The 14917-nt window shown below is 53.2% G+C and carries 11 protein-coding genes; 1 reads left to right on the top strand and 10 read right to left on the bottom strand.

All coding sequences use genetic code 11. The annotated features are described in order from the left end of the window. Positions 1-37: 37 nt before the first annotated feature. The 8 genes from ACAW74_RS10465 to ACAW74_RS10430 form a co-directional block, all read right to left on the bottom strand. The gene (locus ACAW74_RS10465; RefSeq protein WP_370698146.1) at positions 38-781 is read right to left on the bottom strand and encodes a CRISPR-associated endonuclease Cas6; all 744 of its coding nucleotides are present in this window, start codon (positions 779-781) and stop codon (positions 38-40) included. An 11-nt stretch (positions 782-792) separates the two neighbouring features. Next, positions 793-3201: a CRISPR-associated helicase Cas3' gene (gene cas3 / locus ACAW74_RS10460; protein WP_370698145.1), complete on the bottom strand. Its 2409-nt coding sequence runs from the start codon at positions 3199-3201 to the stop codon at positions 793-795. Continuing rightward, complete coding sequence (gene cas5b / locus ACAW74_RS10455) at positions 3201-3956, bottom strand: type I-B CRISPR-associated protein Cas5b (protein WP_370698144.1); 756 nt, start codon at positions 3954-3956, stop codon at positions 3201-3203. The genes cas3 and cas5b overlap by 1 nt, the downstream gene beginning before the upstream one ends. Beyond that, positions 3953-4849, bottom strand: a complete 897-nt coding sequence (gene cas7b, locus ACAW74_RS10450) for a type I-B CRISPR-associated protein Cas7/Csh2 (protein WP_370698143.1) — start codon at positions 4847-4849, stop codon at positions 3953-3955. The genes cas5b and cas7b overlap by 4 nt, the downstream gene beginning before the upstream one ends. Before the next feature lies 1 nt (position 4850). Beyond that, on the bottom strand, positions 4851-6749 hold the full coding sequence (locus ACAW74_RS10445; RefSeq protein ID WP_370698142.1) for a TIGR02556 family CRISPR-associated protein: 1899 nt from the start codon (positions 6747-6749) through the stop codon (positions 4851-4853). 54 nt (positions 6750-6803) lie between these two features. Continuing rightward, positions 6804-7700 carry a helix-turn-helix transcriptional regulator gene (locus tag ACAW74_RS10440; RefSeq protein ID WP_370698141.1) on the bottom strand — a complete coding sequence of 299 codons (897 nt, stop codon included), beginning with the start codon at positions 7698-7700 and terminating at the stop codon, positions 6804-6806. Between the two features lie 126 nt (positions 7701-7826). Beyond that, on the bottom strand, positions 7827-8795 hold the full coding sequence (locus tag ACAW74_RS10435) for an AAA family ATPase (protein ID WP_370698140.1): 969 nt from the start codon (positions 8793-8795) through the stop codon (positions 7827-7829). 105 nt (positions 8796-8900) lie between these two features. Continuing rightward, entirely contained in the window at positions 8901-9518 is a 618-nt protein-coding gene (locus tag ACAW74_RS10430) for a DUF4159 domain-containing protein (RefSeq protein WP_370698139.1), read from the bottom strand. 103 nt (positions 9519-9621) lie between these two features. On the opposite strand from ACAW74_RS10430, the gene ACAW74_RS10425 reads away from it, so the two are divergent. Continuing rightward, on the top strand, positions 9622-10179 hold the full coding sequence (locus tag ACAW74_RS10425; RefSeq protein ID WP_370698138.1) for a hypothetical protein: 558 nt from the start codon (positions 9622-9624) through the stop codon (positions 10177-10179). Between the two features lie 260 nt (positions 10180-10439). Here the strand turns inward: ACAW74_RS10425 and ACAW74_RS10420 are convergent, their stop codons facing one another. Both ACAW74_RS10420 and ACAW74_RS10415 read right to left on the bottom strand, forming a co-directional pair. Further along, entirely contained in the window at positions 10440-11657 is a 1218-nt protein-coding gene (locus tag ACAW74_RS10420; protein WP_370698137.1) for an ABC transporter substrate-binding protein, read from the bottom strand. A 188-nt stretch (positions 11658-11845) separates the two neighbouring features. After that, a complete protein-coding gene (locus tag ACAW74_RS10415) occupies positions 11846-14917 on the bottom strand; it encodes an outer membrane beta-barrel protein (RefSeq protein WP_370698136.1) in 3072 nt (1023 codons plus the stop codon).

The following is a 14917-nucleotide window of genomic DNA, read 5'->3' as shown; positions in this document are numbered from 1 at the left end:
CTAGTGCTAGACGCACCAGATCATTGTTCATTATTCATTACACATTCGTCATTCGCGTCAGCGCACCAAACCCCCGCGAGACGGCTTTGCCGAGGCCGAGGCCGTCGGGCAGGACGACGTTGGCCAGGAAACGCCCCGTGAACGCCACCATCGTCTGATTCTTAAACTGGGTAGTTCGTTCCCGCACGTTGAGCCGCACCAGAATGCGCTCGTGGGGGGCAAGCCACAGCCCGACATCGCGGAAGAGGGCCAGCAGTTGGGCGGTCAGTACGCGTTTGAGCTGCGCCTGTTGGTCGGCTTCTGAGTAGCGCCGGTAGTCGTGGTAATTGCGCTGATTGAGGGCCATCCAGAGCGTGTCGAACCGGTATTCGATTAGTTCGTCGGTGAGGCCGATGGGGGCCTGTTCGTGGCGGATGTGTTTGCTCAGGACGGGGAAATGCACCGCCTGCCCATCGTGGTCGATGGTGAGCTCGCGCATCTGCAAAAACAGTTGCGTGAGCAGCGTGGCTCCCTCGCCCAGCCCCACGAGCGTGGGTACGTTGTGCAGCACCTTGTATTGCACGAGCGGATAGGCGTAGCGGAACCTGGGTACGTTGGGTGCTTCGCCGGTAGCGCCACCTTCCGACTCGTCGGTGTCGAGGTGGTTATGCAGCAGCGGCGAGTGGGTTTTGAACAACTCACCGAAGTAGCCCCGCAGCTTGTGCGCATCCCGCGTCTTGAGCACAATCTCGGGAAACGTAATCGTCGTGATCGGTATAAGGGTCTGGGAGAGCGTCAGCATGGGTGTGGGGGTTAGTGGTTGAAGGTGTGCTGTTGAGCAACAGGAACGTACCCGGTATTATTGCGGAAATCATCCAATGCGTAGGCGTAGCAGGCAGATGGATTGCTTAATCGTGACACATAGAAGAAGTGTTCTTTATTCCCATCGAAAACAATTCGTTGAGCGTCACGGGGAACAGGTACGTTAACTACGTATTCGTAGAACCGGGCCTTGATGAGCGCGAACTCGCGTTTCCGTTCATAAGGCTTTAGCTCCATGCGTTCACTGATGGCCACATATTGTTCCCAGAGGCTTTCAGCTTCATCGTTGAGTTGAACATAAACTGATTCAGTTTCCCGTTCTTCGATAAACTGAAACTCCCCTACTTTCTTAAAATCTAATGCCTGTAGAGCAATCAGTTCGGGTGATACCAACACGTCAGCCTGTTTTTTTACTTCATTGAAGTAGGCTTCTATCAAGTCTAGATAGCCGTGTTCGTCAACTTCGGTGATATGCTTCAATACGTTGCTGGTTTTCACCAACAAATCACCGCCATATACCATACCACTGGCCCGCTTCATCTCAGCAATAGCATACAAATACACCTCGCTGATTTCCCCCTTTTCATTGTACCGATTGGCCCGACCAGCCGCCTGAATAATTGAATCAAGCGGAGCCATTGCCCGAAAAACGGTATGGACCGACACGTCAACACCGGCCTCAATCAATTGGGTCGAAATAATAACCTGTTGTTTAGGCCCCGCGTAGTTCTTGATCCGATCAATAATCCGTTTACGCTCGTAAGGTGTGATTAACGTAGTGAGGTAATACACGTCCACTGTTTCAGGATTCAGCGAAGCAACCACTTTTCTGAAGCAGTCTAACGTTGCGTTTTTGGTATTGAGAATAACCAGCACGTTTTTATCCCGGTGATCGTCACAATAGCTGATAACGTCCTGCGTAAACTCGCTGAAGCTAACCTCCTGATTTATTCGGTTGATGAGCTTGGTTCGGTTAAACTGATCGTTTCGAAAGTATGAGCGATAGTTTGGCACCAATTCAGTGATCTCTTCATCAGGCTTAAAAATCAACGGTTGCGTAGCCGACATCAAGATGAAATAACAGTTGTAGTGTTGGCCAAGCGTCATAAACGCCTGACGGATCAGCGGCCATAGTTCGTACTTAATCTGTTGAATCTCATCCAGAATAATGACCGAATTAGCGAGATTGGGCAGTTTGAGTAGTTTCGTCTTGTCATTGGAAAACAGCGATTCCAATAGCTGAACGAACGTCGTCACGACGATACCCGACTGCCATGTCTCAATCAAGAATTGGCTTTTATCCTGATCTAGTACATCATCACCCACTTTGTAAGCGGGTTCTGCCAAGTGGTGATGTTTGAGCAGAATGTCTGATGAAGGCTTTTCAAAAACGTCTTCAAAAACCCTAAAATTCTGGTCGATGATTGACGTAAACGGGATTGTAATGACGAGCCTTCCTGCCAGCAAACCCAACTTTTGCTGCATTGCTAACCCAACGGCCAGCGAAGTCAATGTTTTGCCTAAACCGGTTGGCAGTGTGATGGAGTACAGATGTTGATTTACCGAGAATGCCCGCTCCAGTTCAACCAGCGTTTCATGGTATGCCTGATTTTTAAGCGCGTCTAATGTCGTTTTGGGCGAATCGAAACCGCGTTGTTTTCTGTAATTATCCAATGCCGAAAGAGACGGCCGTTCTGCACCCTGACCCGTAATACCTTTTAAGATTACGTCTGACTTGTCAGAAAGTAATAGCGTACCGTAGAACAACTGATGCCAGTAATAATACCGATTTTTGGCGTCGTACGAGAAGCTGTCATAATCGCCAAGATCAAAGAAATCTAGCTCAAAATCACCGTATTCATCAACGTACCCTTTTTGTTGAATATACAGCTTGAAAGGCTGCCAGTCGAATCTAAAATTCACGACCGACATCAGTTCATCAAGAATTTCCTGAATCAGAGGCTCGTCATCGAAAGCGGTAATCTGCTCAGATAGAATATCAGCTTTGGCTTCGAGCGATAACTCAACTTTAAAGTCATTCAAATTGCCGTGATGCCGTTTCACCGCTGTAAACACCAAATAAGGTAACAGTTGCCGATCCGTCTCTGTCAGATTAAAGGCCAGCAGGTATTGAGATACAACCTGTTTAGCCAACAATGATGACAAGAGAGCATGTTCTTTAGGGCCTATAACCTGATGGTCAGGCGTTAAGAGATAATGCTGAAAATACCTCGTCCCTTTGGCTATGTCATGGCAAACCCCGGCCAGATATCCTAAATCAGCCAGTAGCCCAGTTGGCAAATCGAAGTTGGTTAGTCGACTTTGCAACAGTCTACGGCATGATTCGGCTACCTGCCGCGTGTGAACAATTAGCGGAACGCCGGGATGTGAGTAGAGCATCAGAGAAATAGGATATTACCAAAGTCAGAGGTTTCAAACCACTCATTCGCCCGAACTAGTACCGAGCCACCATCGGCATTGACAAGCACTTCGCCGTATCGCGTTACGACCCGATCGCGACTAAGTTCAATCGGCATCGTTTCTACGTAGTAATGAGTTGTCTGGTCAAATTCAATGGGTGGTGTAGCTGTCAGTAGCGATAAATTCACAGCCGATTGCACAGGTACGTACCCAGACACAGCGGTGCGAGGAATACCTCTTGTTACGCTTGTATTCTCAAGCATCGCCGTAAACTGGCTTAGGCCCAAATAGGGTGTAAAATGATGTGAACGAGCAATCAATTTATCGGCTAAACGATCGAATAATGTCTCATCTTTGAGTTGTACGAAAACCCGAAATGCTGGATTCTTAAGCAACTCAAATTCGATCTGGGTACGTCCGCTTTTACGAATTTCATAAAACGAGTTGCCCGTATCCAGCAGATTAAAACCGATGTTCACCTTCTTCACAGGTGCAAGTAGCTGTACTGCCAACCGACAAGCGTCGGCACTAAACAACTCCTGTATAGACAAGGCATGATCAGCGAACCGACCGGGAGCCGTTTCCCGCTCAACGCCCAACACGGCCCCCAACACGCCCGTCAAGGCCGTTCGAGTAGGAATTGGGTACGTTAGCGGTGAGGTCGTGGTGTTAAACTTGCGAAAATGACCGTATTCGCCCGACAACTCAAAGACGATCAGGCGGTTGTCGTTCATAGCGTCAGGAGTCCGTTGGTGAGCGGTTGTGACGTTTTCAGCCGAGGGTCAATTCGTACCGTTACGCTGCTGATTTTATCTTTCTGAGCGACAAGTTCAGCTATCAAAACTGACACATCGAGTGTGTAGTCGTCAGTACTACGCAACTGCATTTCATTCTTCTCGGTGATCAATTTCAGCCGCTGCCGCAACCCGCCGATGTAGTACGGCTCATTGTATTCAACGGTTAGCAAAAACAGAGGCGTTTGGCCAAACTTAGAGCGAGAAATCAGGTTTTTAGTACCCTCCCAAATGCCCTCCAGCAACAACCCTTTGTCTTCATCGGTCATTTGCGAGTAAGCAGCCGCCTTCTCATTAATAATGCCATTAAAGCCAATCAGAGCATAAGGGACTTTATACTCCGTCCGAAATGTCGCCTGTCCTTTCCCATCACCCGAGGCAAAGGCACCCGTACCTTGTTCGGTGACGATGTCCGTCTTGTTGAGCGACTTACCCATCTGAAACTGGGTTGGACCAACCAGCGTAATCGAATCTTTGTCGAGTGGTAAAACCCCGCCAAACGTTCGTACATCAATACACTGATCTAGTACAGTCTGCTTACTCTCCTGAAAAGCCTTAGCTCGCCGCTTGCCATCAGAAATAAACGTTTTTCCTTTGTCTTCATAGGTGGTTTCGCGCACAAAAATGTCTTTCCCGTCGGTACCATTATAGCCTTTGTACTCGTACCAGTAATCCCGAATAGTACGTTTCAGCCGGACGTCAGAAACCAGCACCCTGTTTTCTTCGGAGTCATAACGTGGGCGGTTTTCATTCAATGGGTCGCCATTGGGGTTAGCGTTTTCAGTTTCGTAGAGGAATAAAATCTCAGTACGTTTGGTAAGGGGTGTAGCCATGTTAGTTCGTAGAATTTGTAGTGTTAGTTTGTGAGGCTTCTATACGGAATCGGCCAGCCATTTCCATACCTGCCACGAAGTAGAAAGAGAGTTCATTATTTGAGATAGCGGGTAACTGGTGGCTGTTAAGGATAAAGTAATCGCTTATGATCTGACCCAGGGAGTCGTATCGTTTGCCATAATCTCTGTACTGCGCCAGTTTGGCCAAGGCTTCGATGTAAACACCTTTTAGCGTTTCAGGATTGAGATTATACCCCTTCAATTTTTTCTCGAAAGGCGTACCACCGTCTAACTCTCGACGCTGAATATTAAGGAGTAGACGCACTAGCACGCCCACGGCAAACACACCAACTTTGTAGTTGTCATCCAAAAAATGAGGATTGTCAGCAACAAATTGCCTAAACGTAGCGTCGTCGAACGCACGGCCAAATTTTTCGTCAGCCTTTTCGACACTGGTTTCTTCTGGAGTCATATTTGGTTGGGGGTTTGTGGTTATTAGCTGCAACTGCGCCAGATAATTCAGTAGATAATGCGCTTTCAGTACGGTCAGGTTGACGGGCTCAACGTACCCGTCTGAAGTTTGTGCTTTGTTATAATTGGATCGTATCACAGCCATGAATCGGCTGTATAATGTTTGCTTGTTTATAGGCCGCCCTACAAACACGTCATTTACAATACTGAAGAAATCATCTTCGTAGAACTGCTTGAACAAGCCAAAGGAGAAGGTTAAGCTTTGCGGCTCATTCTTGATTCGATACGAATTTTTATAAATGGCCCGCCGATTAACGATCTCAGGCACAGTTGAGAATAACGTACGGAATCGAGAAGGCACGATCTCCTCCAGCAACAGCTTGATCTTGATCGCTTTAGTCGTTGGGTTCTCTTCAAAAAACAGCAGATTCAGCGTGAAGTAGTTAGCTTCCTTCCCGATCTCCTGCATAATCCGGTCTTCAACCCGCTTCTCCTTTGAGGCCTCCGATAACTGAAATTCGAGAGTAGTGATGAGTGCCAATGCTTTCTCTAAACCGCCTTTATCTGTACTCAGAACGGTCTTCGGTATCGCGTAATAGCTTGTGCCGTAGAAGTGCTTTTTCAACTTCTGCGCTACATACTTTTGGCCGTATTCGAAGTCGAGCGAGCAGTCTGAGCAGATAGGATAATTTTTCCAGTTATTGCGCTGGCTAAAAAAACCGCTTACCATACCCGGCTTATCGACCGTAGCATACTTGAAGGGCGACGCGAACCCGTGTAACAGTGGCTTTTGCTCCAGACAGATTGAGCAAAGCTGGTTGGCTCCTTGCGACGTTACGTTATATTTCTCTGATTTGCCCGCCGTTCCATGCAACAAAACCTGTTGTTGAAAAATGGGGAAGTCAGCCAGATACTTACGTTCTCCATCAAACTCGAAACAGAAACTTAAACCAGATGCCTGTTGCCGCTTCTTGTCCATCAAAGCATACGCACCTTGCAAGGCTATCAAGATTGCATCGTAGTCAATCGTAAGCCGGTGTTGCAGGGCCAGCAACATACCCAAATCGAACTGGTAGTTGGACACCCGACAGAGAGCAATAGCTTTCTTTACTTGATTACCAACCAATGTATTTAGCTTCTTCGCTAGATCGCCAGCCTTAGTCGTGAATGTTACATCACCACCATTAGCCGCCCCTTTCCGGTACACGTACTTCTGATAGGATGTTTCGTTTGCCTTCTCTGTATCGACTCCCTCGAAACGACACACAAGTTGGCTGTCTTCAGTGGTGAAAGAGAATACGGCAAGTAATACGTCGTAGTTCACCCCTACCCCGGGAAACATATTTTCCACATAAAGCTGATAGGGTTCTGCTTGTCCGCTTTTCTGTAAGGCTAGCCGCCCAATGGCAGCAACTGCTTTATCCTGCATACCTCTCCTTATTTTCTTGTCAGCAAAGTAATTCTTGAAAAGTGACCTATTCTGTCAAATATCAAACTCCCCGATCCGTCCCTGTAGGTACGTTCGGAAGTCGGCGGGGGCGTCGGTGAGACGTACCTGACCGGGGAGGCCCAGCACAAAACGCCCCACGCCCACCCAGCTACGTACCTGACCCGCGTAGGTGTAGGGGTACGTCTCGTCGGTGGGGTTGGGGTGGATGTCGGGCTGGGTGAGTGGGTGCTCCTCCAGCAGCAGGTGCCGGGCCAGTTGGGTCAGGTGGAGGGTCAGCAGCCGGGGCTCGCCGGGCCACAGAAACGGGTCGGTGGGGGCTTCGGCCGGGGCGTAGGTTTGGGGTACGTCGAGCACCGCCACATCGCCAATGCGCTGGGTTTTAAAGGTCTTCACCTTCCCGGCATCGGGGTCGTAGGCCGTCAGCAAATCATATTGCTCCGAAAACCCAAACGGCTCTACTACCCGGTCGCTGATGGTGTTGCTGTTGGCCGAAAAATAGCGGAGCAGCCGCGCCTGTAGCCGGTTGCGGATGGCCTCGGCCAACTGGTTCACGACCCGGCTTTGATGCTGATCGGCCAGCGTGTCGGCCAGTGGGAACAGGGTGGAGCGGGTGAAGATTTTCTGCCGCAGGGGCAGCACCAGCGGGTTGTGGTCGGGGTAGGCGGTCAGGGCCTGCCGGAGCAGTTGGGCTTCTTCTTCGGTGAAATCGGCCTGCTGCCGTCGTTCGTCTTCAAACAGGTAATAACGCGGCGGGTGCTTGCCTTCGGTGTCGACATGGAACCCGACAGCTTCGAGCGCATCCAGAAAACGGCGTACGTGGCGAGGTGTGCAGCCGAGCAGTTGCCCAAGCTGATTGAGGGTTTTACCCGGTCGTTGTTTCAGCAGCCGGATGAGGGTAAGGGCGCGGGATAGGTTTTGCTGCGTAGCCAAGTGAACAATGCGTATACGGGTAGCCTGTGTCTAAAAACAGGACTCCAGTATACGCATATGTCAAACAGAATTGGCAGGTTTTTACTAAAAGGTGTTTGCCCAACGAACGGCTGGCCGATTCAACGCTTACCCTCTGATAATGGCTTCGATGACCTTGTCGGTAGTGATGCCTTCCGACTCAGCCCGGAAATTGAGGGCGACGCGGTGGCGCAGCACGGGATAAGCCAGCGTCTGCAAATCGTCGGGGATCACCGAAAACCGGCCATTCAGTACAGCGCGGGCTTTGGCACACAGAATCAGCGCCTGCCCGGCGCGCGGCCCGGCGCCCCAGTCGCACCACTGTTTTACGTAGGCTACCGGTGTGTCGGCCGGGCGGCTGCTGCGCACGATTTTGTTGACGTACCCCAACAGTTCGTCGGAGATAAAGACCTGCCGGGTGAGGGTTTGTAACTCGATCACCTCGGCGTCGGTCAGGATGGTCGACAGCTTGGGGCGGTCGGTGCCGGTAGTAGCCCGCAACACGGCGAGTTCTTCCTGCTCCGAGGGGTAGCCGAGCCGGATATACAACAGAAAGCGGTCGAGCTGGGCTTCGGGTAGGGGGTACGTACCTGCCTGTTCGATGGGGTTTTGCGTGGCGATCAGCAGAAACGGCCGGGGCAGGGGGTAGTCGGTACCGCCATACGTGATCTTGTATTCCTGCATGGCCTCAAGCAGAGCCGCCTGCGTTTTGGGCGGCGTCCGGTTGATCTCGTCGGCCAGCACCACGTTGGCAAAAATGGGGCCTTTGTTGAACTGGAAGAATTTCTTGCCCGTGTTGTGGTCTTCCTCCAGCACTTCGGTGCCCATAATGTCGCCGGGCATGAGGTCGGGCGTAAACTGAATCCGCTTGAACGACATGCTGAGCGTTTTCGACAGCGTACTGACGAGCAGCGTTTTGGCCAGCCCCGGCACGCCTTCCAGCAGGCAGTGGCCGCCCGCCAGCAGCGTAATCAGCACCTGATCGACGGCTTCTTCCTGCCCAATAATGACCTTTCCAATCTCCGCCTTCAGCTGCGGTAGCTTCGCCACAAGGGCTTTCATCTGTGTTGTATCCATAAACCTGTTAACGCAAAGTCGCTAAGTGAGCGCGAAGAGCGCCAAGCGTATTGACTAGCTTCTTAAACCTTAGCGTTCTTCGCGCTTGCTTCGCGCCCTTTGCGTTCAGGCAGTAAGCGCATAGACCACAATGTTAACGCCGAATTTGGTGTTGTCTTCGGCCAGAAAGCGTTTGTTGCGAAAATCGTAATCCCACTCGCAGCCGTAATCTTTGTTGCTATACAGCACGCCGATGCGGCCGTTGATGACAATGGCTTTGAGGTAATCGTGCACGAGGTCGTCGCCCCAGCCGTTGAGTTCGAACGACGTGGTGGGCGGACCGTCGGGGAACGGGAAAAAGGACTTGTAAAGCGCGTGGTTGTTCGGAATCTTCTGCAACGCTTTGGGGCCAAAGGTGCGGGCCATTTCCTGCTCAAATGATTTCGCAAACAGCCCGTCGATGTCGTGGTTACAGTCATCGACGAACACGAAGCCGCCGTTCTGCACATAGCGGCGAAAGTGATCGCGCTCGACGGTCGAAAACTCGACGAGCTTATGACCGCTGAGATAACAAAACGGGCTTTTGAAGATGTCGGTGCTGTTGAGCTGCACAACCCGCTCCTTTTCGTCGACGGGAATGGTTGTGTACTCGATCAGCGAATGCAGCAGGTTGGCAGGCATGCGCTGGTCGGTATCCCAATCGCCGGACGTATATTGGAGCCGGGTGAAGATGAACGGTTTCACAGGACCAATATAAGCCGGAAACGCCCAGCAAACTACCCTTAGCTAACTTGTCGAGTAAACTCGACGGTTGACGTTGTATGTTTCCAATTAAAAATACGCACGAATGAAGAGTCGGGTTGTTTTGAACCGCCAAACCATCACTACGTACCGGCACCTGCTGGCCCTGTCGGCCCTCGGAGCTATGCTGGTCGCCTGCGAACCCTCCGCCAAAGAAAAGACAGACGCCTCGGGAGCCGATACCTCGGGCATGGTTTCCGACACCAACACCCAGGTACTGGACCGGCAGCGACAGGCCGATTCACTGGCGGCGGCGCTGGCGTCTCAAACCGCCTATGCGGCCAAGCTGCGCAACCTCTCGGCAACGATCAACCGCGCCTGCCCGGTGTCGTTTACGCCCGTCATCTACCTCGACAGTACGCGCGTGCTCGATACCCGCAAGATTCAGTTCAATATGCGTATTCGCAATTACGAGGCTGGGTCGTCGGAGATCGAACCTAAAAAAGACGAGACGCGCAAATCGCTGATGGCGTCGATCACGGCCGATAAACAGCCGGTGGTAGCCGACCTGCGCCGCAACGGTGTCGAGATTGTGTTTCGGTACCGGGATAAAACCGGTCAGCCGTTGTTCGATATTCCGCTGGGCGCGTCGGGCACGGAGTAACCCTGGAGCTTGCAGTGCATAGATGAAAAACAAAAAACCCCAGCCGAAAGAGGGGCGGGGTTTATACACTACCAAGTGACTATATCAAAGCGTTAACGAATCGGTTCGTATTGGCTCCGGGGCTGTATCGGAAGTAGGTTGATTAGGTAAGTGGTGTTTGAAAAAAAAAACATCGCACGACCCGTAAACGTTGCCAGGTTCGCCGCAGCGTTGGCGGGTTTAGGTTTCGGAAATGCCAAGCTTTCTACTTCTTCGGTGGTTCATAGCTGCGCTTCGATTACCCGTTTGCGGAAGTCGGCGTAGAGGTGGGTCATGTACTCGGGGGCGGGCTCTTCAAAGGCCATCCCCTGAATGGCTTCACGTTTCGGGGCATAGCGACGCGTGGGCAGGTGCTCAAACTGGGTACGTTGGGCGGGCGTAAGTTTGCGCAGGTCCAGTACGGTGTGGTCGCCCCACACGGTAGGGTCCATTTTTTTGAGCTGTGCTTCGGGCGACAGCAGGAAGTCGGCGACGAGCAGCGCCGCTTCGGGATGTTGCGCATGCCTGATAATGCCCATGTAGTGCGAGTTCCGGATGGTGCCGGGGGCCGGTATGTAGGCCCGGGCCGTGGCAGGGAAAAAGCCCAGTTTTATTTTGTTGTCGACTTCGGCGTCGTTATTTGAGAAGGTGAAGGTCACTTCCCCGTTGGCAAACAGCTGATGCAGGGTTGTCAGTTGTTCGGGAAAGGTGCGCCCCTGCTTCCAGAAATACGGCTTGATCGCATTGAGCTGTTTCCACAATTCGCCCGACCAGCGCGCGTAGACCTCGGGCCGAAACTCGCCCCGAAACAGGGCCGGATTGCCAGACAGCGCGATCATCCACGATTTCAGGATCGTCATACCCGTAAACTCGTTCGGGATGGTGAATTGACCGGGGTGGCTGCGCACGTAAGCCGGCAGGGCCGTGAAGGAACGGGGCGGCGCAGGCACCCGTTGCGAATCGTAAATAAAGGCTAGTTGTACGTTTCCCCAGGGCACCTCCATGCCCGCTACCGGCTGTTGAAAGTCGGTAGTGATAAACGGATTCGTGAAATCGATGTAGCGGGCGTTGGGCAGTTTGTCGGTTACGGGGCCGAGCAGCGCATCGACCTGCCGAAGCTGGTAAAAGGTTTCGCCATTGATCCAGGCCATGTCTAAACGGCTGGGCTGGTCGGCGTTGCGCTCGGCCACCAGGGTCTGTACAATTTGCGAACCCTGCCCGCCCGCCACGGTCAGGTCAATGCCGTAGCGCTGTTTTAGCCGGGGTTTCACATAACTCGCCATATACTTATTGATATACGGATCTCCCTGCCACATTAGCAGAGTTACGGGCTGATTACGGCCACGCTGCTCCACCTGCGCCCACGACTGGTTCAGGATTTCAGCCGCGTCGCGTGGTTGCTCAGAGGAACAGCCAACAAACAGAGTAAAAAAAAATAGCCCGTAAACGAGTACTCGCATATCGAATAGTTGTCGAAATAGATAATATTGCATCGTTAATGTAGTCAGAAGGAGGAAAAAAACCCTCCCTGAGCCCAGGAAGGGTTTCTGCACTACCGAGTGACTATCGTTATTGTATAGCGGCCTACGCTATCGCGTTACTTGTTTCGGCGGCTTAGGCCTTGCCGCTTTCCGTTCATACCGAATCGCTAAAACAAGTAACGTGCTCCGAACTGAAATTGACGTGGCGGGCCCGCATTTCGTTGCACAATACCGCTGCCTGCCGGCCCTGTCTGGATCTGGTTGCTTTGCGTTGCATTGTTCGAATAGCCGCTCAGGTTGTTCGTATTCAATACGTTGAACACGTCGGCCCGCACCTCGATCCGCTGCCCGCGCTGCGCGTTGATGGGTACGTTGTATTGCAGGCTCAGGTCTACCACCTTCGACCAGGGAAGCCGGTCGGAGTTACGGCTTTCGCCCGGTTGCCGATCCGAGTTGCCCACGTAGGCATCGCCAAACGCCCCACCGTCGCCGTTGAGGTCGTTGGTGGTCAGCGGCTGACCATTGCTACCGAGGATAGGCCGGTTCTGTGCATCCACAATCACAAACTTCGACGCATCGGGGATGCGGTTGATGGGTTGCCCACTCTGCAACAACGCCGCCGCCGTTACGGTAAAGCGCTGCCCTACGTAGTAATTGACAATCCCGTTGATAATGTGGGTGCGGTCGTTGATACTCGGCGCCCATTCGGCGTCGAAGTTGTTGGCGTCCATCGCCCGAAAGTTGATGTCTTCTGTATTGTTATACAGCCGCGAGAGGGTGTAAATCAGGCGATAAGCGTAATTCGACGTACCCCGGTCGCGTTGCAGGTTCAGGCTCAGGGCGGTGTAGCGCGAGCGACCGGCGGTCTCGGTTACCACCACGCTCTGGGCTGCCCCGGCCAGCCGTTGACCGTTCAGCACGCCCGACCCGTCGGCGTTGATGGGTAGCGGGCGTGTGGCGTTGGCTGCCGTGCTCGAGCGGGCCGTACCGTTGCGGGCGCTGAGACCGTAGTCATACACTGCCGGGGCATTGAGGTTGCGCGTCCGGAACAGGTTGTACGATTCATTGTAGACAGCGTCGGCGTAAATCAGCAGGTTGTCGCTTACCTGATACTGGTAGCCCAGCGTGCTCTGGATCGTATACGGGTTCTGATAACCGTTGGGGTTCAGTATGCGTCGTTCGCCGCTGGGCAGGTTGCGTTGGTTGGCAAATGTCGAGGCGGCCGGGCCCTGCAAATACCGGATGGGCACCCCCGCGTTGTTGGACCCGCCCACGGTCAGGTTGCCGTCGAAGGTGATTCGGTCGAGGCTGGTGTTGGCGGGCAGGATACCCCGGTCGATGAAATACTGCAACTCGCTGCGGAAATCGGCGCTGGTATTGTTCTGTTGCAGCGCATCGCTGTAGATCGTGTACAGGATTTTGTCGTAGAAAACCCCGACGCCCCCGCGCACCGTTGAGCGGTTGCCGGTTTTGTAGTTAAAACTGAAGCGCGGCGCAATGTTGTTGAAATCGCCGTTGGCAGCACCGCCTTTGCTCAGGTTGTCGTAGTCGTAACGAACGCCCAGCGTCAGGTTCAGGCGGGGCGACGCGGCCCACTGATCTTCAACGTACCCGGTTATGATGTTTTGCGTGGTGCCAAAGGCGGCAGGCCGCAGCTCGACCGAATACCCCAGTACCTGTGCATCGGCCGGAATGTCGGTCACGCCCAGGTTACTACCCAGCCGCCGCTCGCGCAGGGCGGCCAATTGACTCGCCGTGAGCTGAACGCGATAGCTGCCGTTGGGGTTGCCGCCGCCATATAGCAGGTGGTTGGACGAAATCAGTTCGACGCCGCCCCGGATGGTGTGGTCGCCCCGGTAGAACGACAGTTTTTGTTGTACCTGAACGGTGCTTTCGTGCGAATCGAACAGGTAACCGGGGTGACCCAGGTAGGCAATGCTCTGCCCGGTCGGGTCGAGTACCGTTACGTCGGGGCTGTTCGGGTTTTCGGGGCGGGCGTAGTTCCAGCGGAAGCGGCTATACTGCACGTTGGTTTCCGAGGCAAACCGTTCGGTTGCGTAGGTGTTCCGCGAGGCAATCAGCAGCGAGTTGCGGTCCTGTGCGTTGGCCGCCGAGGGGAACGCGTTGCCGCCAACCAGGCCACCGGCCTGCCGCCCAATAGCCACCTGCCCCACGTTCAGCCGCAGCGACGATTTAAAGCGGGTAGTCCAGAACTGATCCAGTTTGCCGGAGATATAGGTGAAGCGGTTGGTACCCCGGATCGTCTCATTCACACCCAGTTGGGGCGAATTAAGCAGGTTGTCTTTGATATCGGTGGTGTGCTCCACGTTCAGGTAATAGAACGTCTTGTTTTTCACGATGGCCCCGCCAATGCCGAAACCCGCCTGATACCGCTGGAATCCGTCGCGTACCTGGTTGCCCGACAAGTCGCGCAGGGGATAGCTCGTTTGGGCGTCGATGGCCGCACCGGGACGGGTCAGCACAAACACCTCACCCGTCGTGTTGTTGCTGCCCGACTTGCTGGTGATGTTGATGATGCCGTTGCCCGTGTTGCCAAATTCAACCGAGTAGTTGTTGGTCAGCACCGAGACGTTGCGCGTGAACCCCACTGGAATGGCAAACTTCTGACCACCCAGAAAGCGCTCATTGTTGTCCATGCCGTCGATCAGGTAGTTGTTAAACAGGCCGTTGGCACCGTTGATGCTCACGTTCGGGGCTTCAGGGAAAAAGCCCGTTGCCTGGCTCACGTTGGGCAGCCGGTAGAGCACGCGCGTGATGTCGCGCCCTTCAACGGGTAATTCTTCCACCTGCTTGATGGTCAGTTGCGAAGCTACTTCGGCGTTGATGGTGTTGATCTGCGTGGTGCTGCGGCCACGTACCTGCACTTCGTTGAGGGTCACTTCGCGTTTGCTGGGCAGTTGCAGCGTAATGCTCTGCCGGAAGTTGGCCCGCAGTACCACATTGCTGGCTTCGCTCTCCAGGTACGTATCGGTGGCTTTGGTGAAAATACGGTAAGCGCCATTTAGCGAAACCGCCGAAAACCGAACCTGACCGTTGCGATCAGTAATGGCCTGTCGGCTGTCGCCAATCGCCGTATTTTCGAGGTAAACCGTTATATCCGCAATGGGTTGCTGACGGGTAAGCTCGCGCACCGACACATCGATATCGGTAGTTTGGGCAAGCGCAATAAAGGGTAGAAAGCATCCCAGCAGGATGCTGAATAGAAAATGTTTGCTCAT

The sequence above is a fragment of the Fibrella musci genome (assembly GCF_041321105.1).
Lineage (GTDB): Bacteria > Bacteroidota > Bacteroidia > Cytophagales > Spirosomataceae > Fibrella > Fibrella musci.
Note: the sequence above shows the minus strand (reverse complement) of the source record. Positions and strands in the feature narration are given on the sequence as shown.